We start from the raw sequence: 19,989 nt of genomic DNA on the forward strand, positions 1-19,989 counted from the left end.
CGTTCGACCCTTCATACGGCTGTCCGAGCCGTCGGCGCCCGCAGGGCCGCCCGCCACCACGATCCGCAAGATCGGCGAGGTGAGCCCGCCCGCGTACGTCTTCGGTGACGCCACCGCGCCGCTCATGGGGCAGCCGCCCGTGGGCCTGCCGGACTTCGCCGGCTATGCGGCGGGACTGCGAATCGTGGACGCCCACCTGGCAGCCTCCGGCCTGACCGCCGCCCAGAGCGTAGGCCCGTCATGCAGTGGTCAGGGGGTGTGTGGTGCCCGAGTTCTGCCGGCGGAGTCTCCGAGCTGGGGAGGGTCACACGGCCTGGCCGGGACTCGGGCCGACGGGCGGAGCACCCCGGCCTGCGGAAGCCAGTATGGCGGAGCCGGCGGGATCGGCAGCCAGAGCCTCCTCGAAGCCGTCCTTGGGCAGCACCTTGTTCCTGGCGAGGGTAACTCCGCTCGGCGGGGTGTCGGCCTCGGTGGGGCGGTCGTCCCAGAAGTTGTCCAGGAAGGCGACATTCTCCAGCGGGGGCGTCACCCGTAGCACGATCGGGGTGTCGCTGCGGTGGACGACGTTGCCTTGCACGGTCACCCAGGCGGCACCGTAGTCGGTGTAGAGGCCGAAGTTGTAGGGGGTGATGGTGTCGCGGATAACGTTGCCTCGTACCAGAGTGCCGTCGGCGTAGGAGGTCCCCTGTCTGCCGTTGAGGTAGATGCCGCCGCCGTCGGCCAGCGCTGTCATGGTGTGGTGGATGAGGTTCTCGATGACCTGGACCCGGGCGGCCTGGCTGCCGCCGGTGACGACGATCCCGCTGTAGGGCACGTCGTGGATCTCGTTGTGAACCACCGTCACCTCGCGTGCGTCCATGACCCAGACGGCGGGTGAGCCGTGGTATTCGCGACCGATGTGGTGGATCAAGTTCTGCTGGATCCGGGTACCGGTGCCGGAGGCGACGGTCACGGCGCTGCCTGAGACGTCCTCGATCTGGTTGCCGACCACCGCGTTGTCGCGGCCCCGGCCCGCGAAGCCGATCGCCCCGCCACCGAGCCGGGTGAACGTGTTGTCGTGGAGTGCGACCCTCACCGCGGCGGTGAACTCGACGTTGGCCGGCACGAACCGGGGTGCTGCCGGGATCGTCACATGGGCGTTTCCTTCGGCAAGTTCGACCTTTTGCAGCTCACCGCCGCTGTAATAGGTGTTGGCGAAGAAGTGCAGGAACCCGTGGGGACCGTCCGGTTCGGTCCAGCCGGCGTGGGAGAAGGTCAGGCCTCGCAGCGTCACATCGTCGAACTGCTCTGGGGCGCCAAGGGGAGCCACGGCAGAACGGGGTTGAACCTGACCAGGATCGTCGCGGCGGCGATCGAGGTCGCCGATGCCGAAGGGCTGCCCACGCTGTCCATGCGGCGGGTGGCCGAGCGGCTGGGATTCACGACGATGTCGCTCTACCGGCATGTGCCCGGCAAGGCGGAGTTGATCGAGCTGATGCGGGACACCGTGGTCGGCGAACTCGACGTGGCCGCCCCCGACCACCCTGGGGCCGAGGACGGCGACTGGCGCAGCGGCATGGAGGCGTGGGCTCGCGCGCACTGGGCCCTGCACCTGCGGCATCCGTGGCTTGTGCACACCGCGGGCAGTCGCCGGCTGCCTGGCCCGAACATCATGGCCGACTACGACCGCGCACTGCGGATCGTCGAGGGGATGGGCCTCCAGGCGTCCGAGGTGGTCGCGGTGGTGCAGCTGGTCGGCGGCTTCGTGAAGACCGCCGCCCTGCAGGTCCACGAAGTCCTGCGCGAGGAACGGGAGTCCGGCGTCTCAAACTCGCAGTGGTGGCACAGCCGGGAGGAATTGTTCGAGCGCATGCGCCCGTACCCCGCGCTCGGCCGCCTGTGGCAGGCCGGTGGCTTCGACGAGCCCGAGGACCCCTTCGACTTCGGTCTGGCCCGCACCCTCGACGGCGTCGAACTGCTCATCCGGCGCCGACGTGATGAAAAGTGTGACGTAAATGCGTTGCAGTCCCACGCAGGACAGTGCTTGGTCTGCGGCTCCGAGTTGGACGGGGCGCGTCGGGGGCGTCCACGGGACTACTGCTCCCGCGCCTGCCAGCAACGGGCCTACCGGCAGCGCCGATCGGCGAACTCGGCATCCGCCGGTTCTGGGGTACCCGTCAGTTCTGCTGGTAACGCCCTATGAGGGCGTCCGCCGTAGGTCGTCGGATGCGGGGGGGCGGGGGCGCTCGGGCCAGCGACAGAGGGTCCACGCCCGCGGATGAGGCTACGGACGGTGATCATCGCGGCGGCTGGAGCGATGAAGAACTCGACGCAGGCACGGCGACGTTCGGAGCATCGGCGGATTTTGCCGAAGTTGTTCGTCCATGAGTTCGTGCGCTCCACGACCCACCGCCCGTCGGCTTGGATCGGGGTCTGTTCGCCCCGTTTGGCAATCTTCGCGGTGATGCCTCGTGCGTCGAGGTCGGTGTAGACCGGCCGGTAGTCGTAGCCCGCATCCCGGCTCAGCGCCGAGCGTGCGGGCAGCGGGCCGAGCGTCTTGGCAAGGTCGTCGTAGCGGTCGAGAGTGGCGGGCAGCAGGGTGTGATCGCGGATGTTGGCCGGTGCGGGCTCGGTGACCAGCGGGATGCCGTACGCCTCGATGAGCTGTGAGCGTTTGACGCCTTGTTTGTACCGGTCGACGGGCTCTTGCCCGCGCACTCGCCGCCCGAGGGGGCCTTGGTCTGGCAGTCGTCGGCGCTGAGCTGCTCCAGGCCGAGCCTGATCATGCGGTCATAGGCGGTGAGCGCGGTGAGGGCTCGGACGCCGAGGATCAGCGTGTGCTCACGTCGACGACGCTATCGACCAGGACGGAAGGTCGGGCCTTCCGGCACTTTTCTGTGCCGCGACAGCGGGTGCAGCGTAGGTGGCTGGGTGGTTTTCGGCCTGACGGGGGCTGGATATGCGGTTTGTGCACCACCGGATCAGCCACACAGGCACACTCCGTAGCGGAATCATTCGATTACCTTCCGTATGGGGGTGCATGTGGCGCGCAACGGTGACTTCATGACGGCTTTGCTCGACTCGCGCAGAGCGTTGAGCGAGGAGATCTCCTCGGTGGGGCAGCGCCTGGACGACTCGCGCCGCGAGGTCCTGGAGGCCGTCACCACAGAAGTCGGCAATCTGCGGAACGAGGCCCGCGAGACCCGCAACCGGGCCAACCACGCCGCCACCGCTGTCGGAGAGACGAACAAGGCCGTCGCTGCCCTTCACCAGGAGGTCAGCGAAATCACCAACGCCCTTGCCGCGCTTCAGAGGTCGCTCGATGATCTGGCCGGGCACCCCGTCTTCCAGGCCCCTGAGCCGACACCTGCGCCTGCCAACGACCTTGACCTGATCGTGCAGTCCGAGTCTTCCTGCTCCCCGGCCGTCGCCACCGGCGAAGGGCACACCCCGCTGGCACCCAAGGTCGGCGCACCAACCGAGAGCCCGGAGCCCCACGAGGAGACGCACACACAGCACATCAGCGATGACGCTGACAATCCGACACACCAGCCTGCAATTGGGGAAGGCGAAACAGCACCCGCTGCGGATGATGGCACGGAGTCGGCCGACGGCAATGCCGACGCGGAGCGGATGGACCGGATCCAGCGCGAGACCCGAGAGAAGATCGACCACGGGGCCTTGCTGTTGACCGCAGCGGTGACCGGGAGGGTGGCACTGATCTGTCACCGCGAGGCGTGGGACTTCCTTGCCGCATGCGCGTCCGAGAACGAGCACTTCTGCAAGACCACCGAGGTCTGCGACGAGGGCGATGGACGGATCCGGGCGGTGCTGTCCGGTCGCTCTGTCATCGGCCTCCTCATCGCGCTGCGCGACACTCGTTCCGCTGCCTCCATGGATGGGACCTGGGCCATGGCCAGTGCCTTCTACCGGCGGCTCGCCGAGGACTTGACGACCACCAGCCGCCACGGCACCCAACCGCTGACCGTCATCTTCGACGACGGTGTTCACGATCACGCCGCGGTGACCGAGACAGCCGCCTGAGCACGTCTCTGGCGCAGCATCAGGCCGGAGAGGCGGCCCTCCGACAGCTCTGCCACTGGTCAGGGGGTTCGCCGATTCGTAGGTGCCCGAGCGATGAGCGGTAGTCGGCCTGCGCGGAGACCCGAAGGCCGGGTTCTTCCGCAGGCCGAACGGGCCGTGCGGACACGCCCTGCGGGGCCCTGCGGCCTGCCCCGTAAGTGATGGCCGAACCGGTTGCGGTCAAAACCCCCTGCACACGGGTGGGCGAGCCCTGATGACAACATGGCCCGCTCGACGATCCCAAGGAGCATGTCCGTGCCTACGCCTGCCGACTACCGCGAACTGGCGGACACCGAGAACGACAGCTCCGTCCTGCATCGCCTCGCACGAAGCCCGTACCCCTTCGTCTGGCAGGCGCTGGCCGTCAATCCCCATACGGCGCCCGACACTTTGCTGGAACTGAGCACGGCACGGGACAGTACCTGGAACGACAACAGACTCCTCCTGCTGCTGGCGGAACATCCCCGTGCGGACCGCACGGTGTTGCAAGCCGTCCTCGCCGCCACGGCGGCCAGGCTCGCCGAGGGCGAACGCCCCTACGCCGCCGTGCTCGCGCTGGCAGGGCGGACGGAACTGACGACGGACGAGGTGTGCCAACTCGGCTCCCTGCGGGGAGCTTCGGCCCGCCTGCGCGGCTGCCTCGACCGGCACCTCGGGCTGCGCGCTTGACTCCCGGCCCACGAGGCCCGCTGAAGTGCCGGTGCGGCCCCGGGGCGCGAGGAGTTCGTGCAGGGCCGTGACGACGGCGAGGCCGATCGCCAGTACCGCGAAGAACAGGCCGACGGTGACCGCGGTGCCCATCCGTGAGGGGGAAAGGTACACGCGATCGTGCGCGGCCCTGGCGGCGGTTCAGGCGGTCGAAGTGATCGCTCGGATGACGGTCGTGATCGCCGGGGCGGGGTGGCCGGGGAGGCGTGCCACGAGCACCCTGCGGATCTCGGGGGGTGCGCCGTCGACGCGCAGCAGGCTCACGCCGGGCGGCAGCACCGGTGAGAGCCCGGACGGCACCGTCGTCACGCCGAAGCCGCCGGCGACCAGCTGGAGCTTCGTCAGCCAGTCGCGCGCGGAGTGGATGACGCGAGGCCGTCCGGGCAGGCCGGGCCAGACGCCGAGCAGCGGCTCAGAACTTGATGACGGGGTGGCGATCCACGCGGCGTCGACCAGCTCGTCGACGTGCACTGTGGCGCGTCCGGCGAACTCTCCGGTCGAGGGCACTGCCACGGCCAGTTCGGTGTCCGCGACGGTCTCGATGTGCAGGCGCGGCGAGTCGCCGTCGAAGGGCCGGTGGGGTGGGCGGGACGTCAGCACGGCGAGGTCGAGCGAGCCCGCGCGCAGCGCCCGGATCAGGGTGGGCGTGGTGCCCTCTGTGGTGGTGACCGTGATCTGCGGGTCGGCCGCCGCGAGGTGTGCGAGTGCGGCGGGCAGGATCGCCGCGCCCGCGCTCGCGACTACTCCGAGCCGCACCAGTTCGGTCCGCGGGACGCTGCCGGTGAGCTCACGCTCGGCCGCTGCGAGCGCGGCCAGGACTGTGTGGGCGTGCCGCAGCAGGGTCAAGCCGGAGGGAGTGAGCCGTACCCCGTCCGGGCGGCGTTCGAACAGGGTGGTGTCGGCGCTGCGTTCGAGGGCTGCGGCCTGGCGTGAGACGGCCGACTGCGTGTAGCCCAGTCGGGCAGCTGCCGCGGTGAAGCTGCCGGACTCAGCGATCTGCCGCAGGACCCGCAATCCCGCGCTGGAGATGTCCATGCGGCATACGCATACCACGGATGCCAGATCATCGCTTCCCGCATGCTCACCCAGCTCCTAGTGTCGATCCCCCGAGCACGGACGAACACGGAGGTCATCACGTGCGAGCAGCAGTTCTGACGGAGTTCGGCGCCCCGCTCACGGTGCGGGAGGTGCCCGACCCCGAGGCCGGGGGCGGTGAGGTGGTGGTCGAGGTCCTCGCCGCCGGCGTGGCGCCCTACGCGGCCGAAGTCTTCGGCGGCAAGCGGAACTACCCCCTTGTCCCTCCTGTCGTGCCCGGTGTCGGCGGCGTGGGGCGGATCATCCACATCGGCCCGGACGCCACCCGGCTGCGCGTCGGCGACCTGGTGTGGTGCGACTCGACGGTGCGCTCGCGGGACGACGCCCTGACGCCCGACATCACGCTCCAGGGCTGGAGTTCGCGCGGCGAGGGCGGCGCGCGGCTCGCCCGGTACCTGCACGACGGTCCGTTCGCCGAGCTCATGCGGGTCCCGACGGAGAACGTCTTCCCGCTGCCCACCGCGGCAGGCGACGATCCGGCCCGCTGGGCCGCACTCACCGTGCACGCCATCTCCTACGGCGGGCTGCTGGCAGGCGGGCTCGCAGCCGGCGAGACGCTGCTCGTCAGCGGGGCCACCGGCAACCTCGGCAGCAGCGCGGTCGCGGTCGCGCTCGCGATGGGAGCGGGCCGCGTGGTCGCCCCGGGCCGCAACCAGGCCGCGCTCGACCTCCTCGCCGACCGGTTCGGTCCGCGGCTGCGCCCGGTCCCGCTGACCGGAGATGAGGCCACCGACCGCGCGGCGATGTCCGCGGCGGCCGACGGCCCGATCGACATGGTGATCGACTTGCTCCCGCCGAGCGCACCCAGCTCAGCGTCGCGCGCGGCGGCCATGACCGTTCGCGAGTACGGCCGCGTCGTCCTCATGGGCGGCGTCGGCATGCTCGGTGGCGACGACCTCGCACTCCCGTACCCATGGATCATGCGCAACTCGATCACCGTGCGCGGGCAGTGGATGTACCCGCGCACAGCCAACGTCGGCATCATCCGGCTCCTCGCCTCGGGCACTCTGGATCTCGCCCCCGAACGAGTACGGTCGTTCGGCCTCGATGCCGTCAACGACGCCATCGCGTATGCCGCCGCGCACGGTGGCCCGTTCGACCGCACCAGCCTCACCCCACTGGCCGGCTGACAAGGCCCGCTGATCCCCACCACCCGCACGACCGCCCTTCTGGATACGGCGTGCGTTCACTTACCCCACCACCCCAACAGGCCGCAGACCGCAGACCGCAGACCAGCGATTTCCGCTCACACCCACACCATCAGGCGACCACAGAACCACCTGAAGAGTCACGAACCGCCCTCTCAGAGGCATCTCGTCACCGCCCGCCCGCGTCATGGCCCAACTGGCCAGACCGGCCAACGGAGATCACTTACGGGCAAGCCCTTAGGCTGCCCGTCATGAATGCCGCGCCCCCCGGTAGGACTCACCCCGAGCCCGACATCGTCGATGCGATTCGGCTGTGCGCCGATCCGGAGCTGGCGGCGGGGTTCGCCGCGGCGGCGCACCGGATCCTGGCGGAGCTGGTGCGGGGCGGCGCCCCGCTCGGGTGGACCGACCCGCCTCCGGCGGAGGAGGTGGCGGAGCTCGTCGAGCGGGTGCTGTGCGCCGCGCGGGCCGGGGACGGGGCGCTGCGGGCGGCGTACGACGGGCGCCGGCTGGTCGGACTGGGGTACTGGCTGCGCTATGCCCGTCCGACCCATCGGCAGCACGCTGACCTGGAGAAGCTTGCGGTGGCGCCCGAGGCGCACGGCCGGGGTGTGGGGCGGTCGCTGACCGCCGCGCTGGTCGGGGACGCCCGGGAGGCCGGGATCGAGGTCCTGACCCTGGACGCGCGGGCGGACAACACCAGGGCGCTGCGTCTCTACCGGTCGCTCGGCTTTCGCGAATACGGCCGTCTTCCCGAGTTCGTCGCCATGGGCGGGCGCCGCTACGACAAGGTCTTCTACATGGTCGACTTCCGTGGCAACGGGCAGCCGGGGCAGCAGGGACAGCGGGAGTAGCACCAGCAGTGGCGGCGTCGCCACGGAGAGGCACAGGGGTCACTCCCGGGAGAATCCCCTGCGCTCCCTCTCTTGACAGCTCCCCCGGCCGGGCCTGACGATCCCGGGGTGAACCTGTCAGACAGCCAGACAGCTGGCGAGGCGCCCCGTCGGATCAGCGCAATGGAAGCGGTCCTGCACCATCTGCGCGACGCGATCGAGCGGGGTGATTACGCCGTCGGGGACAAGCTCCCCTCGGAGGCGGAGCTCTGCCGTCGGCTGGAAGTGAGCAGACCCGTGCTCCGGGAGGCGCTGCGCGCACTCCAGACCATGGGGCTGACCGTCTCGCGTACCGGCAAGGGCACCTTCGTCGTCTCCGACGGCGCAGTGGCGGACCCCACCTTCGGCGACTACGCGGCGAGCGACCTCCTGGAAGTGCGCCGGCACGTCGAGATCCCGGTGGCCGGTTACGCGGCAGTGCGCCGTACGCCCGAGGACCTTGATCAGCTGAACCGTCTGCTGGAGCGGATGGAGCAGGAGACCGACACCACCGCATGGGTGGCGATGGACTCCCTCTTCCACCTCGCCGTCGCCCAGGCGGCCCGCAATCCGGTCTTCCGCCGGGTCATCGAGGAGATCCGCGATGCGCTGGCCCGCCAGTCGGCCTTCCTCAATGAGCTCGGCGGGCGGCGCGAGCAGTCGAACCGCGAACACCGGGCGATCGTCGAGGCGCTTGTCGACAGCAGTGAGCACGACGCGGTGGAAGCCATGGCGCACCACCTCGCACGCGTCGAGACGACGCTGACCACCATCGTGCGGCCACCACACCGTGCGAGCCCTTCCACGGAAGACGAGGATCACGCGTGAGCGAGCAATCCCTCCGGAAGCCGGAACGGCAGCAACGACAGGGCGCGGGGCAGGACGGCACACAGCGGCCGTCCGGCGAGCATGTGGACGCCGGTGACGCCGGGTATCAGAAGTCCCTCACGTCCCGGCACATCAACATGATCGCGATCGGCGGGGCCATCGGCACCGGGCTCTTCCTCGGCGCCGGCGGCCGGCTCGCCGGGGCCGGGCCGTCGCTGGCGGTGGCATACGCGGTCTGCGGTCTGTTCGCGTTCCTGGTGGTGCGCGCGCTGGGTGAGCTGGTGCTGCACCGGCCGTCCTCGGGTGCGTTCGTGTCGTACGCCCGCGAATTCCTCGGTGAGAAGGGGGCGTTCGTCGCGGGCTGGATGTACTTCCTGAACTGGGCGACCACCGGAATCGCCGACATCACGGCGGTGGCGACGTATACGCACTACTGGGGCATGTTCTCCGACGTCCCGCAGTGGGTGATCGCGCTGATCGCGCTCGCGGTGGTGCTGACCGTGAACCTCATCTCCGTGAAGATCTTCGGCGAGCTGGAGTTCTGGTTCTCGATCGTCAAGGTCGGCGCGCTGGTCGTCTTCATGCTGATCGGCATCTTCCTGCTCGTCACCCGGCACCCGGTCGGCGGCACCACCCCCGGCCCCTCGCTGATCGCCGACCACGGCGGCCTCTTCCCGACCGGGGCTCTGGCGATGCTGCTGGTCATCCAGGGTGTGGTGTTCGCCTACGCGTCGGTCGAACTGGTCGGTGTCACGGCGGGCGAGACCGCGGATCCGGCGAAGGTCATGCCGAAGGCGATCAACTCCATCATGTGGCGGGTGGCGCTGTTCTACGTCGGCTCGGTGGTGCTGCTGGCGATGCTGCTGCCCTGGACCTCGTACTCGGCCGACGAGAGCCCCTTCGTCACCGTGCTGTCCCGTGTCGGGATACCGGCCGCGGGCGGCGTGATGAACCTCGTCGTGCTCACCGCCGCGATGTCCAGCCTCAACTCCGGCCTCTACTCCACCGGGCGCATTCTGCGCTCGATGGCGATGTCCGGTTCCGCACCGCGGTTCACCGGGGTGATGAGCCGCAGCCAGGTCCCCTACGGCGGCATCCTGCTCACCTCGGGGATCTGCGTCCTGGGCGTGGGCCTCAACTACGTCGTGCCGAGCGAGGCGTTCGAGATCGTGCTGAACTTCGCGGCGATCGGCATCCTCAGCACCTGGGCCGTGATCATGGTCTGTCATCTGCTCTTCTGGCGGAAGGCCCGGGCCGGGCTGCTCGTCCGCCCCGGCTACCGGCTCCCCGGCTCGCCCTGGACCGAGAGCGTGACGCTGGCCTTCCTGGCCTTCGTCCTGGTGCTGATGTGGGCCGACGGCGGAGCCGGCCGCACCACCGTACTGGCCCTGCCCGCGATCGTGGCCTTGCTGGTCGGCGGCTGGTTCCTGGTACGGGGCCGGGTCGGCGCCCTCCGGGACGCGGCGGCGGGCGGGAGCGGCGGGCCCGGGGCCACCGACGGCACCGCCGTCACGGCCGGCCCCGGCAACACGGCACCCGCCCCGCACAGCGAGGTCGACCCCGGCACCGGCACCCACACCGGCAACACCAGCACCAGCAGCAGCACCACTGACAGCACGAGCACCAGCACCACTGACAGCACGAGCAGCACCAACAGCTCCAACAGCCCCAACAGCACGGAAAGCACCGAGAACTGATCATGAGTCAGAGCACCACCACCCTGCCGCCGCACCGCGCCGCGGGCGAACCGCCCGTGGTCCGCGAACCGGCCCATGTGCCCGTCGCCCATGTGGTGCGCGGCGGACTCGTCGAGGGCGTCCACCACGGCTCGGTCGTGGTGCTGGCGGCCGACGGGAGCGTGGAATTCCAGGCGGGCGACATCGAGGCCGCGTTCTACCCGCGCTCGGCGCTCAAGCCGCTACAGGCGGTCGGCCTGCTGCGCGCGGGGCTGCCGCCGCTGGACGACCCGTTGCTGGCCCTCGTCGCGGCCAGCCACTCCGGCGAGGAACCGCACCTGGCCGCCGCACGGGACATCCTGGCCCTCGGCCAACTCACCGAGGACGACCTGCGCAATGTCCCGGATCTGCCGTACGACCCGACCGTACGGGACGAGTGGATCCGCCGCGGCCTCGGGCCCACCCGGCTCGCGCAGAACTGCTCGGGCAAGCACGCGGCCATGCTGCTGACCGCCCGCACCCGGGGCATGCGGCTGGACGACTACCTCGACCCGGCGCATCCGTTGCAGCAGGAGCTCGCCGCGACCGTGGCGGACCTCACCGGCCAGGGCATCGCCCATGTCACCGTCGACGGCTGCGGCGCCCCGCTGTTCGCCGTGTCCCTGCACGGTCTGACCCGGGCCGCGGCCCGCCTGGCGACGGCCGCCCCCGGCACCGACGAGGGCAGCGTCGCCCACGCCATGCGCGAGCACCCGGCGATGGTCTCCGGCAGCGGCCGGGACGTGGCCCGCCTGGTGCGGGCGGTGCCGGGCCTGCTGGCCAAGGACGGCTTCGAGGGGGTGCAGATCGCGGCGCTGCCGGACGGGCGGGCGGTCGGCGTGAAGATAGCCGACGGCGCCGACCGCGCCCGGATGCCCGTGACGGCGGCCGCCCTGGCGCACTGCGGAGTCGACCCGGCCGTCCTCGCCCCCTTCGCCGCCACACCCGTCATCGGCGGTGGCGCGCCGGTCGGCACGCTGCGGGCGACGGAAGCGCTGGCCTCACGCGACGTCTGACGCTGCGCCCTTCCCCTCTGGGCCTCCCCCCTCCCCCACCTCACAAAGGACCACCTGCACCATGACTGCCGCCGGCCACCGCCGCGAACACGATCTGCTCGGCGACCGCGAGATACCCGCCGACGCGTACTGGGGCGTGCACACCCTGCGCGCCGTGGAGAACTTCCCCATCACCGGTACGCCGATCGCCACCTACCCGCACCTGATCGATGCGCTCGCCGCCGTCAAGGAGGCCGCGGCCCGCGCCAACCAGGATCTCGGACTGCTCGATTCCGAGCGGGCCGACGCGATCGCCGCCGCCTGCCGGGAGATCCGGGACGGCGGGCGGCTGCACGACCAGTTCATCGTCGATGTCATCCAGGGCGGTGCCGGTACGTCGACGAACATGAACGCCAACGAGGTGATCGCCAACCGGGCGTTGGAGATCCTGGGCCACGACAAGGGCGACTACGGCCGGCTGCACCCCAACGAGCATGTCAACCTCAGCCAGTCGACGAACGACGTCTACCCGACGGCCGTCAATGTCGCCACGATCATCGCCGTACGGGAACTGCTCGAGGCGATGACCGTGCTGCGCGAGGCCTTCGCCGCCAAGGCCGAGGAGTTCCGTGACGTCCTCAAGATGGGGCGCACCCAGCTCCAGGACGCCGTGCCGATGACCCTGGGCCAGGAGTTCTCGGCGTACGCGGTGATGCTGGAGGAGGACCAGAGCCGGCTGGCGGAGGCGGTCCTGCTCATCCACGAGATCAACCTCGGCGCCACGGCCATCGGCACCGGCCTCAACGCCCCCCGGGGCTACGCCGAAGCGGCCCGCGAGCACCTGGCCGCGCTCACCGGCCTGCCCCTGGTCACCGCCGCCAACCTCGTCGAGGCCACCCAGGACTGCGGGGCGTTCGTCCATCTGTCGGGTGTCCTCAAGCGCGTCGCCGTCAAGCTCTCCAAGAGCTGCAACGATCTGCGGCTGCTCTCCTCGGGGCCGCGAGCGGGCCTCGCGGAGATCAACCTGCCGCCGGTGCAGGCCGGTTCGAGCATCATGCCCGGCAAGGTCAACCCGGTGATCCCCGAGGTCGTCAACCAGGTCGCCTTCGAGGTCATCGGCAACGACGTCACCATCACCATGGCCGCCGAGGCGGGCCAGCTCCAGCTCAACGCCTTCGAGCCGGTGATCCTGCACTCCCTCTCGGAGAGCATCACCCACCTGGGGGCCGCCTGCCGCACCCTCGCCGAGCGCTGCGTCGCGGGCATCACCGCCAACACCGAGACGCTGCGCGCAAGCGTGGAGAACTCCATCGGGCTGGTCACCGCGCTCAACCCGCACATCGGCTACACCGCGGCCACCGCGATCGCGAAGGAAGCGCTCGCCACCGGGCGCGGCGTCGCCGAACTGGTCCTGGAGCAGGGGCTGCTCCCGGCCGACCGGCTCGCCGCCCTGCTGCGCCCGGAGGAGATCGCCGGCACGGGCAGGGAGACGGCCGGGGTCTGAGCCCTCGCCGGACCGCGGCAGCAGCGGCAGCGGCAGCCGCGACACTCCGGTCCCGTACGGACCGGAGTGTCGCACTCGCGGATCAGCCGATCGGCTCCGGCATCGAGACGACGTCATAGGCGAGCGCGATGACGTTCCCGGTGGCCGGGTCCGCGAGCTCGACGCGCCAGCGGGCCGCGAACTGGTCGACGCCCTCGCGCATCGGGATGGTGCCCGATATCAGGACCGTGCCGGGCCGCAGGTCACCGCGCTCGCGCAGGACCTCGGCCCAGTAGCCGGGAGTCAGCAGTTCACCCGCCGTCCCGTCCTGGAGGAGGACTTCCTCCCCGCCGCCGACGGGGGTCACCCAGGCACGCAGGGTCAGGGTGTCGAGGCGGTCGGCGACATCGGCCAGGCGCCATGCCGTACGGGCGAGCACATCGGGGCCGGCGTTCTTGCTCCAGGCCACGCCGTGCGTCTCCAGTGCGCGGTCGGTGTGGTCGCAGGCCGCGGTGAGGAGCAGATCCCCGGTCTCGTCCACGACGAGCGCCCACTCCGCCTCGCCCGAGGTGCGGGCGTGCTGCACCGGGACCTCGGCGGTCTGCTGGCCCAGGTAGGGCGCGACCGGGTAGAGGGCGGGGACGGTGGACGGCGCGGGCACGCCGAGCGCGGCCAGTTCCGCGACATGAGCGGCCACATCGGCTTGGCTGCGGCCGGCGTATCCGGCGTTGAGCAGCCTCGACACCTCGACCCTGCGCTGTGTTCCGTCAGGGAGCTCGAAGGTCAGAGCGGCCATGGGTTCCTCCAGGTCACAGTGGGTTGCGCGGAAGTAAATTCGCTCCCCGGAAGGGTTGCGCATACGCCTTGTATACAGCAAGTATGCCCTGCAGTGCAGCAACCGACTCCGAGGTGGCCCTGACCCATGGACAACGAAGAACACCCCGGGGCGCAGCTCCGCAAGGCGCCCCGCCCCGACCGTGGCGCGCTGGTGCGCGCCTTCGTCGCCAGCCTGACCGGCACCTCGCTGGAGTGGTACGACTTCGCGGTCTACTCGGCCGCCTCGGCGCTGGTCTTCGGCAAGCTCTTCTTCCCGTCGGCCGACGCGCTGACCGGCACCCTGCTGGCGTTCTCCACCTATGCCGTCGGCTACGTTTCGCGGCCGCTCGGCGGGTTCCTCTTCGGGCGGCTCGGGGATGTCATCGGCCGCAAGAAGGTGCTGGTGGCGACGCTGGTGCTGATCGGAACCGCGACGGTGCTGATCGGCCTGCTGCCCACCCAGGCCGCCATCGGCCCGGCCGCGCCGGCCGCGCTGGTCCTGCTGCGCTTCGCCCAGGGCGTCGGCGTCGGCGGCGAATGGGGTGGCGCCGTACTGCTGAGCAGCGAGTACGGGGATTCCCGCAAGCGCGGCTTCTGGGCCTCGGCGGCGCAGATCGGCCCGCCCGTCGGCAATCTGATGGCCAACGGCGTGCTGGCGGCCCTGGGCTCGCTCCTGACCGAGCAGCAGTTCCTGGCCTGGGGCTGGCGGATCGCCTTCCTGCTCTCCGGCGTCCTGGTGGTCTTCGGGCTGTGGATCCGGGTGCGCCTGGAGGAGACCCCGGTGTTCCGGGCCATGGAGGCGAGCGGCAACCGGTCCCAGGCGCCGATCCGCGAGGTGTTCACGACCCAGCCGCGGGCCCTGGTGGCCGCGATCCTCAGCCGGGTCGCACCGGACGTGCTCTATGCGATGTTCACCGTCTTCGTCCTCACCTACGCCACCGAGCACCTGGGCCTGCCCCGCGGAAAGGCGCTGGCCGCCGTACTGATCGGCTCGGCGCTGCAGATCGTGCTGATCCCACTGGCCGGGGCGCTGTCGGACCGCTGGAACCGGCGCCGGATGTACCTCGCCGGCGCGGCCGCCGCGGCGGTGTGGCCGTTTGTCTTCTTCCCGATGGCGGACAGCGGTTCCTGGGGACTGCTGGTGCTGGGCGTGGTGGTGGCGCTGGCGATCCACTCCCTGCTGTACGGGCCGCAGGCCGCGTTCGTCGCCGAGCAGTTCACCCCGCGACTGCGCTACACCGGGTCGTCGCTGGCGTACACGCTGGCCGGGGTGATCGGCGGGGCCGTCGCCCCGCTGCTGTTCACCGCGCTGCTGGGCTCGTTCGGCAGTTGGCTGCCGCTGGCGCTGTATCTGGCCGGAACCGCCGTGGTCACCATCGTGGGCGTGCTGCTGGGGCGGGATCCGGCGCACGATGAGGACGAGGAGTTCATCCGCCCGGCGAAGGGTGCCGGGCAGTCGCCGGGGAGGATGGTCCGGGAGGCACCCGGCCGCTGAGGCGGTCCGCCCGGCACCAGGTTCCGCAGAGTTCCGACGACACCGACCGGCACGAGAGAAGAGAGATCCGTATGCGCATCGCGCTGTGCCAGATGACGGCATCGACCGATCCGAAGGAAAACCTCGTGGACGTCCAGGAGTGGGTCCGTCGCGCGGCGCGCGAGGAGGCCCGGCTGGTGGTCCTGCCCGAGGCCGCCATGGTGCGGTTCGGGACGCCGCTCGCGGCGGTGGCCGAGCCGCTGGACGGGCCGTGGGCCGAAGGGGTCAGGGCGGTTGCCCGGGAGACGGGGGTGACGGTGGTGGCGGGCATGTTCACCCCCGCGCCCGACGGGCGGGTGGCCAACACCCTGCTGGCCACCGGACCCGAGGTCGAGGAGTCCTACGACAAGATCCACCTGTATGACGCGTTCGGCTTCCGGGAGTCCGACACGGTCGCCCCTGGCCACCGGGTGGTGACGATCGATGTAGACGGCGTCCGGGTGGGCCTGGCGACGTGCTACGACCTGCGGTTCCCGGAGCTGTTCCGGGCGCATGCGGACGCGGGGGCGACGCTGTCGCTGCTGCCTGCTTCCTGGGCCGCGGGGCCGGGCAAGCGCGCGCAGTGGGACCTGCTGGTGCGGGCGCGCGCCCTGGACGCGACGCTCTGGCTCGCGGCCGTCGACCAGGCCGCCCCGGATCCCCAGGCCGACCCGGAGGCCCCCGCCGAGGCGCCGAACGGCGTCGGGCACACCGCGCTGATCGGACCCGACGGAACCGTCCGCGCTCAGCTGGGCGGCACGGCCGACCTGCTGGTCGCGGACGTGGACCCCGAGGAGGCCACCCGGGTGCGGCGGGCCGTGGCGGTGCTGGACAACCGGAAGCTGTAGGCCCGGGCCGCCGCGGGTCAGGCGGCCAGGAGGATGCGCTGGGTCGCCTCGATGTGGCTGTCGATGGCCGCACAGGCGGCCGCGGCGTCCCCGGCCACCAAGCCATCGAGGATCTGCCGGTGCTCGGCGAGTACCTCGTCCTGGCGGTTGCCGGAGCGGTAGAGGGCCAGGACGCCGGCCCGGATCTGGCGGCTGCGCAGGGCGTCGTACTGGCGGCTCATCAACGTGTTGCCGACGGCGGCGACGAGAGTGGCGTGAAAGCGGTGGTCGGCGTCGATGAACTCCTTGGTGGTCGCCTCCCCCCGCAGGGTGTCCTGGTGGGCCAGGATGTCCGCCATCTCGTCGACGGGTGCGGTCCCGTGGCCCGTCGTGCGCTGCGCGGCGAAGCGCTCGATCAGGCCGCGCATCTCCATCAGCTCCCTGATCTCACGGCCGGACAGCGGGGCGATGTGCGCGCCGCGCTTGGGCACCAGCCGCACCAGGTCCTCGGCGGCGAGCAGCAGCAGGGCCTCGCGGATCGGAGTGCGGGAGACACCGATCCGGTCCGCGATCTCCTGCTCGGACAGGAACCGGTCCTGCATCTCCGGGTCGGTCAGCACGCTGTCCTTGAGATACGCGTAGGCCTTCTCGCGCCCCGACTGCATCCGCCCGCTCTCCCCTGCCCTCTGGAAATTGCATACAACACGTATGCGCAGGTTACATGGTGCACGCCCGCGACAACGCGCCGTGCTCACCGTTCCTGGCGGAATGTCATGCGTCCCCTTCATACGTCGGTACGGATCACCGTCAGACGTCGGTGCGGATCACCACCTCCAGGGTGCGCGGGCCGTGCACGCCCTCCACCCGCTCCAGCTCGATGTCGGAGGTGGCCGAGGGGCCGCTGATCAGTGTGGTCGGATGCTCCGGCCGGAGGTCCGCCACCGCCTCCGGCACGCCGGTCCGCACCGACGACAGGTCGACGACACACACATGCAGATCGGGGACGAGGGTGAGCGCGCGCCGTCCCTGGTCCGCCGCGGCGCCGTCCAGGAAGATCGTGCCGGTCTCGGCGCAGCTGACGGCGGAGGCCGTGACCACCCCGTCCAGCGCGTCGAGCCGGGGCGCCGGAACGTCCGGGGAGTCGGTGCGGACCTCCCCCTCCCACCCGGCCAGCCAGGCCGGATCGAGCCCCGGAGGGACCCCGATCCGCCGTGCGCCGTGTGCCCGTAGCACCTCGGCGATCACCGCCGCGGTGGTGCCGGCCGTGCAGGTGCGCACCTGCGCCTTGTAGTCGACGAGCCGGTCGGTGAAGAGGGCGAGCCGTTCCCCGTCGGGGAGGGCGCGTCCGGTGCGGTAGGCGCGGGGGACGGTCACCTCGGGCCGGTCGGAGCGGGCCAGCGCGTCCTGGACGCGTCGCAGCACCGTCTCCCGTGCGGTCGCGGTCACTGTGCCTCCTGTGGGTTGTCTGGATCGTCGTCGGTCTGCCGTGCGCCGTCCTCCGCCGCCGCCCGCATCGCGGCCGCGCCGTCGGCGGAAGCGAACCAGGAGCGGAAGGACTGCTTCGGCGGGGCCGGGGTGTCGCGGCTGTCGCTCCAGCCCCGGAACGGCGGTGGCAGACGGGAGAACGTGCCGTTCCGCCCGGCCACCACGCGCCCGAGCCCCGCCGCTTTCTGTGCGGCCGTGAACAGCTTCGGCAGCTTCATGACCGAGGCCGCGGCCTTCATCGCCAGCTTCTCGGCGGTCGTTCCGGACTGTTCGGTGTGCTGGTGCCGCAGCTCGACCAGCAGCGACGGTATGTCGATCTTCACCGGACAGGCGTCGAAGCAGGCCCCGCACAGGCTGGAGGCGTACGGGAGCGAGCTGTTGGGGTCGTCCTTGGCGGCATGCATACCGGCGAGCTGCGGGGTGAGCACCGCGCCGATCGGGCCGGGGTAGGTCGATCCGTAGGCATGGCCGCCGGTCCGCTCGTACACGGGGCAGACGTTGAGGCAGGCCGAGCAGCGGATGCAGTTCAGCGCCTCGCGCCCGATCGTGTCGGCGAGCGCCGCCGTCCGCCCGTTGTCGAGCAGCACCAGGTGGAACTCCTGCGGGCCGTCGCCCGGCGTCACGCCCGTCCACAGCGAGGTGTACGGGTTCATCCGCTCGCCGGTCGAGGAGCGCGGCAGCAGCTGGAGGAAGACCTCCAGGTCCTGGAAGCGCGGCAGGACCTTCTCGATGCCCATGACGGTGATCAGCGTCTCGGGCAGGGTCAGGCACATCCGGCCGTTGCCCTCGGACTCGACCACCGACAGGGTGCCGGTCTCGGCGATCCCGAAGTTGGCGCCGGAGACGGCCACCTTGGCGGTCATGAACTTCTCGCGCAGATACGCCCGTGCCGCGGCGGCCAGTTCGGCGGGGGTGGCCTCCAGCGCGGGGTCGACGCCGGGGATCCGGCGGAGGAAGATCTCCCGGATCTCGTCGCGGTTGCGGTGGATCGCGGGGACCAGGATGTGCGAGGGACGGTCGTCGGCGAGCTGCACGATCAGCTCGGCCAGGTCGGTTTCCAGGGCGGTGATGCCCTGGCTCTCCAGATGCTCGTTGAGGCCGATCTCCTGGGTGGCCATGGACTTGACCTTCAGGACCTCGTCGCTGCCGGTCCGCCGGACCAGCCGGGTGACGATCTCGTTGGCCTCGATGCCGTCGCGCGCCCAGTGGACGGTGCCGCCGTGCTCGGTGACCTTCCGCTCCAACTGCTCCAGCAGCTCGGGCAGCCGGTTCATGGTGTCGGTCTTGATCGCCGAGCCGGCGTCGCGCAGTGCCTCCCAGTCGGGCAGTTCACCGGTGACGTCCAGGCGCTTGGCGCGGATGGAGTGGGTGGCCTTGCCCAGATTGCGGCGCAACTGCTCGTTGCCCAGCTCGTCCTGGGCGGCCCGGGGGAAGGTGCGCTCGCCCCGCAGATGGCCCGTGCCGTACGGGGAGCGCGGGGGGACGGCGGGCATGCCGAGGAAGGTGCCGCGCGTCGAGGGGCCGGTCGGAGTGCTCATCGGGCGGCCTCCGTCAGGGCGTGGGGCGCAGTGCGGGTGGCAGCGAGGATCTGCGCCAAGTGCAGTGTTTGCGTACCGGCCTTGATGCGGGAGAGGCCGCCGCCGATGTGCATCAGACAGGACGAGTCGCCCGCTGTGCACACCTCGGCGCCGGTGCCGGCGATGTGGTCCATCTTGTCCCGCAGCATCGCGGTGGACGTGCCGGCGTTCTTGACCGCGAAGGTGCCGCCGAAGCCGCAGCATGCGTCGGCCTCGGGAAGTTCCACCAGGTCGATGCCCTCGACGGCGCGCAGCAGCCGCAGCGGTTTCTCGCCCACCCGCAGCATCCGCAGGGAGTGGCAGGTGGGGTGGTAGGTCACGCGGTGGGGGAAGTAAGCGCCGACGTCGGTCGCGTCGAGTACGTCGACGAGGAATTCGGACAGCTCGTACGTCTTGGTCTTCACGGTGGCGACCCCGGCGCGCAGCGCGGCGTCCCCGTACCGTGCGGCGACGGTCTCGTGCTGATGGCGGACCGAGCCCGCACACGAGCCGGACGGCATCACCACCGCCTCGATCGACGGGTCGCCGAACTGCTCGGCGAAGTTCCGCACCAGCGGCACCGGCTCCCGCTGATAGCCGGTGTTGACATGCATCTGGCCACAGCAGGTCTGCTGCGGCGGGAACACCACCTCGTGCCCCAGACGGGCCAGCAGGACCGCGGTGGATTTCACCGCCTCAGGGAAGAGCGTGTCTCCCAGGCAGGTGGCGAAGAGCGCGATGCGCATGAAGCCTCCCTCACTTATGGTCCGACCATACGTGCTCCGGACCGAAGAGAAAAGTAAGGGCGAAGTTTGGTCCGACCTTATTGACATGCGACATCTTCAATGGGCTACTGAGGGCCGATTCTCAGCCACCGGGCGCGCCG

Annotated in this window: 18 protein-coding genes and 2 pseudogenes; 12 read left to right on the forward strand and 8 right to left on the reverse strand. The window is 70.8% G+C overall.

The window, feature by feature from the left end:
* Positions 1-88: 88 nt before the first annotated feature.
* Positions 89-232 (forward strand): annotated as a pseudogene (locus tag ABR737_RS06945) (DUF2268 domain-containing putative Zn-dependent protease); the annotation flags it as partial.
* Positions 233-304: 72 nt separating this feature from the next.
* On the opposite strand, the gene ABR737_RS06950 reads toward ABR737_RS06945, so the two are convergent.
* The gene (locus ABR737_RS06950; RefSeq protein ID WP_350249308.1) at positions 305-1,309 is read right to left on the reverse strand and encodes a right-handed parallel beta-helix repeat-containing protein; all 1,005 of its coding nucleotides are present in this window, start codon (positions 1,307-1,309) and stop codon (positions 305-307) included.
* A gap of 12 nt (positions 1,310-1,321) precedes the next feature.
* On the opposite strand from ABR737_RS06950, the gene ABR737_RS06955 reads away from it, so the two are divergent.
* Entirely contained in the window at positions 1,322-2,182 is an 861-nt protein-coding gene (locus ABR737_RS06955; RefSeq protein WP_350249309.1) for a TetR/AcrR family transcriptional regulator, read from the forward strand.
* On the opposite strand, the pseudogene ABR737_RS06960 reads toward ABR737_RS06955, so the two are convergent.
* Positions 2,177-2,834, reverse strand: a pseudogene (locus ABR737_RS06960) (transposase); the annotation flags it as partial. The gene ABR737_RS06955 and the pseudogene ABR737_RS06960 sit on opposite strands and share 6 nt — an antisense overlap.
* A 208-nt stretch (positions 2,835-3,042) precedes the next feature.
* Here ABR737_RS06960 and ABR737_RS06965 point away from each other — a divergent pair.
* Both ABR737_RS06965 and ABR737_RS06970 read left to right on the forward strand, forming a co-directional pair.
* Positions 3,043-4,023: a hypothetical protein gene (locus ABR737_RS06965; RefSeq protein ID WP_350249310.1), complete on the forward strand. Its 981-nt coding sequence runs from the start codon at positions 3,043-3,045 to the stop codon at positions 4,021-4,023.
* 294 nt (positions 4,024-4,317) lie between these two features.
* A complete protein-coding gene (locus tag ABR737_RS06970; protein WP_350249311.1) occupies positions 4,318-4,731 on the forward strand; it encodes a hypothetical protein in 414 nt (137 codons plus the stop codon).
* Between the two features lie 180 nt (positions 4,732-4,911).
* On the opposite strand, the gene ABR737_RS06975 is transcribed toward ABR737_RS06970, so the two are convergent.
* Complete coding sequence (locus tag ABR737_RS06975) at positions 4,912-5,805, reverse strand: LysR family transcriptional regulator (RefSeq protein WP_350249312.1); 894 nt, start codon at positions 5,803-5,805, stop codon at positions 4,912-4,914.
* Positions 5,806-5,906: 101 nt separating this feature from the next.
* Between ABR737_RS06975 and ABR737_RS06980 the strand changes: the two genes are divergently transcribed.
* The 6 genes from ABR737_RS06980 to aspA all read left to right on the forward strand — a co-directional run bounded on the left by ABR737_RS06980 (position 5,907) and on the right by aspA (position 12,927).
* Positions 5,907-6,995, forward strand: a complete 1,089-nt coding sequence (locus ABR737_RS06980; protein WP_350249313.1) for an alcohol dehydrogenase catalytic domain-containing protein — start codon at positions 5,907-5,909, stop codon at positions 6,993-6,995.
* Between the two features lie 269 nt (positions 6,996-7,264).
* Positions 7,265-7,867, forward strand: a complete 603-nt coding sequence (locus ABR737_RS06985; RefSeq protein WP_350249314.1) for a GNAT family N-acetyltransferase — start codon at positions 7,265-7,267, stop codon at positions 7,865-7,867.
* A gap of 108 nt (positions 7,868-7,975) precedes the next feature.
* Entirely contained in the window at positions 7,976-8,713 is a 738-nt protein-coding gene (locus ABR737_RS06990) for a FadR/GntR family transcriptional regulator (protein WP_350249315.1), read from the forward strand.
* Positions 8,710-10,410: an amino acid permease gene (locus ABR737_RS06995; RefSeq protein WP_502964289.1), complete on the forward strand. Its 1,701-nt coding sequence runs from the start codon at positions 8,710-8,712 to the stop codon at positions 10,408-10,410. Before ABR737_RS06990 ends, ABR737_RS06995 begins: the two co-directional genes overlap by 4 nt.
* A gap of 2 nt (positions 10,411-10,412) precedes the next feature.
* Entirely contained in the window at positions 10,413-11,444 is a 1,032-nt protein-coding gene (locus ABR737_RS07000) for an asparaginase (protein WP_350249316.1), read from the forward strand.
* 61 nt (positions 11,445-11,505) lie between these two features.
* The gene (gene aspA, locus ABR737_RS07005; protein WP_350249317.1) at positions 11,506-12,927 is read left to right on the forward strand and encodes an aspartate ammonia-lyase; all 1,422 of its coding nucleotides are present in this window, start codon (positions 11,506-11,508) and stop codon (positions 12,925-12,927) included.
* A gap of 82 nt (positions 12,928-13,009) precedes the next feature.
* On the opposite strand, the gene ABR737_RS07010 is transcribed toward aspA, so the two are convergent.
* Positions 13,010-13,702 (reverse strand): DUF2848 domain-containing protein, encoded by a 693-nt coding sequence (locus ABR737_RS07010; protein ID WP_350249319.1) that lies wholly within the window; start codon positions 13,700-13,702, stop codon positions 13,010-13,012.
* Positions 13,703-13,828: 126 nt separating this feature from the next.
* Between ABR737_RS07010 and ABR737_RS07015 the strand changes: the two genes are divergently transcribed.
* Both ABR737_RS07015 and ABR737_RS07020 read left to right on the forward strand, forming a co-directional pair.
* On the forward strand, positions 13,829-15,217 hold the full coding sequence (locus tag ABR737_RS07015; protein WP_502964290.1) for an MFS transporter: 1,389 nt from the start codon (positions 13,829-13,831) through the stop codon (positions 15,215-15,217).
* A 71-nt stretch (positions 15,218-15,288) separates the two neighbouring features.
* Positions 15,289-16,083, forward strand: coding sequence for a carbon-nitrogen hydrolase family protein (locus ABR737_RS07020; RefSeq protein ID WP_350249320.1), 795 nt, complete (start codon positions 15,289-15,291; stop codon positions 16,081-16,083).
* A gap of 17 nt (positions 16,084-16,100) precedes the next feature.
* Here the strand turns inward: ABR737_RS07020 and ABR737_RS07025 are convergent, their stop codons facing one another.
* The 4 genes from ABR737_RS07025 to ABR737_RS07040 form a co-directional block, all read right to left on the reverse strand.
* On the reverse strand, positions 16,101-16,727 hold the full coding sequence (locus ABR737_RS07025; protein ID WP_350249321.1) for a GntR family transcriptional regulator: 627 nt from the start codon (positions 16,725-16,727) through the stop codon (positions 16,101-16,103).
* Between the two features lie 142 nt (positions 16,728-16,869).
* The gene (locus ABR737_RS07030; protein ID WP_350249322.1) at positions 16,870-17,508 is read right to left on the reverse strand and encodes a LutC/YkgG family protein; all 639 of its coding nucleotides are present in this window, start codon (positions 17,506-17,508) and stop codon (positions 16,870-16,872) included.
* Positions 17,505-19,085, reverse strand: coding sequence for a LutB/LldF family L-lactate oxidation iron-sulfur protein (locus ABR737_RS07035; protein ID WP_350249323.1), 1,581 nt, complete (start codon positions 19,083-19,085; stop codon positions 17,505-17,507). The genes ABR737_RS07030 and ABR737_RS07035 overlap by 4 nt, the downstream gene beginning before the upstream one ends.
* On the reverse strand, positions 19,082-19,849 hold the full coding sequence (locus ABR737_RS07040; protein ID WP_350249324.1) for a (Fe-S)-binding protein: 768 nt from the start codon (positions 19,847-19,849) through the stop codon (positions 19,082-19,084). The genes ABR737_RS07035 and ABR737_RS07040 overlap by 4 nt, the downstream gene beginning before the upstream one ends.
* Between the last annotated feature and the right edge of the window lie 140 nt (positions 19,850-19,989).

The organism is Streptomyces sp. Edi2 (assembly GCF_040253635.1).
GTDB lineage: Bacteria > Actinomycetota > Actinomycetes > Streptomycetales > Streptomycetaceae > Streptomyces.

Coding starts and splice junctions, on each gene's coding strand:
- ABR737_RS06965 (WP_350249310.1), top strand. CDS start 3,043: ATGACGGCTTTGCTCGACTCGCGCAGAGCGTTGAGCGAGGAGATCTCC.
- ABR737_RS06975 (WP_350249312.1), bottom strand. CDS start 5,805: ATGGACATCTCCAGCGCGGGATTGCGGGTCCTGCGGCAGATCGCTGAG.
- ABR737_RS06985 (WP_350249314.1), top strand. CDS start 7,265: ATGAATGCCGCGCCCCCCGGTAGGACTCACCCCGAGCCCGACATCGTC.
- ABR737_RS07000 (WP_350249316.1), top strand. CDS start 10,413: ATGAGTCAGAGCACCACCACCCTGCCGCCGCACCGCGCCGCGGGCGAA.
- aspA (WP_350249317.1), top strand. CDS start 11,506: ATGACTGCCGCCGGCCACCGCCGCGAACACGATCTGCTCGGCGACCGC.
- ABR737_RS07010 (WP_350249319.1), bottom strand. CDS start 13,702: ATGGCCGCTCTGACCTTCGAGCTCCCTGACGGAACACAGCGCAGGGTC.
- ABR737_RS07015 (WP_502964290.1), top strand. CDS start 13,829: ATGGACAACGAAGAACACCCCGGGGCGCAGCTCCGCAAGGCGCCCCGC.
- ABR737_RS07020 (WP_350249320.1), top strand. CDS start 15,289: ATGCGCATCGCGCTGTGCCAGATGACGGCATCGACCGATCCGAAGGAA.
- ABR737_RS07025 (WP_350249321.1), bottom strand. CDS start 16,727: ATGCAGTCGGGGCGCGAGAAGGCCTACGCGTATCTCAAGGACAGCGTG.
- ABR737_RS07035 (WP_350249323.1), bottom strand. CDS start 19,085: ATGAGCACTCCGACCGGCCCCTCGACGCGCGGCACCTTCCTCGGCATG.
- ABR737_RS07040 (WP_350249324.1), bottom strand. CDS start 19,849: ATGCGCATCGCGCTCTTCGCCACCTGCCTGGGAGACACGCTCTTCCCT.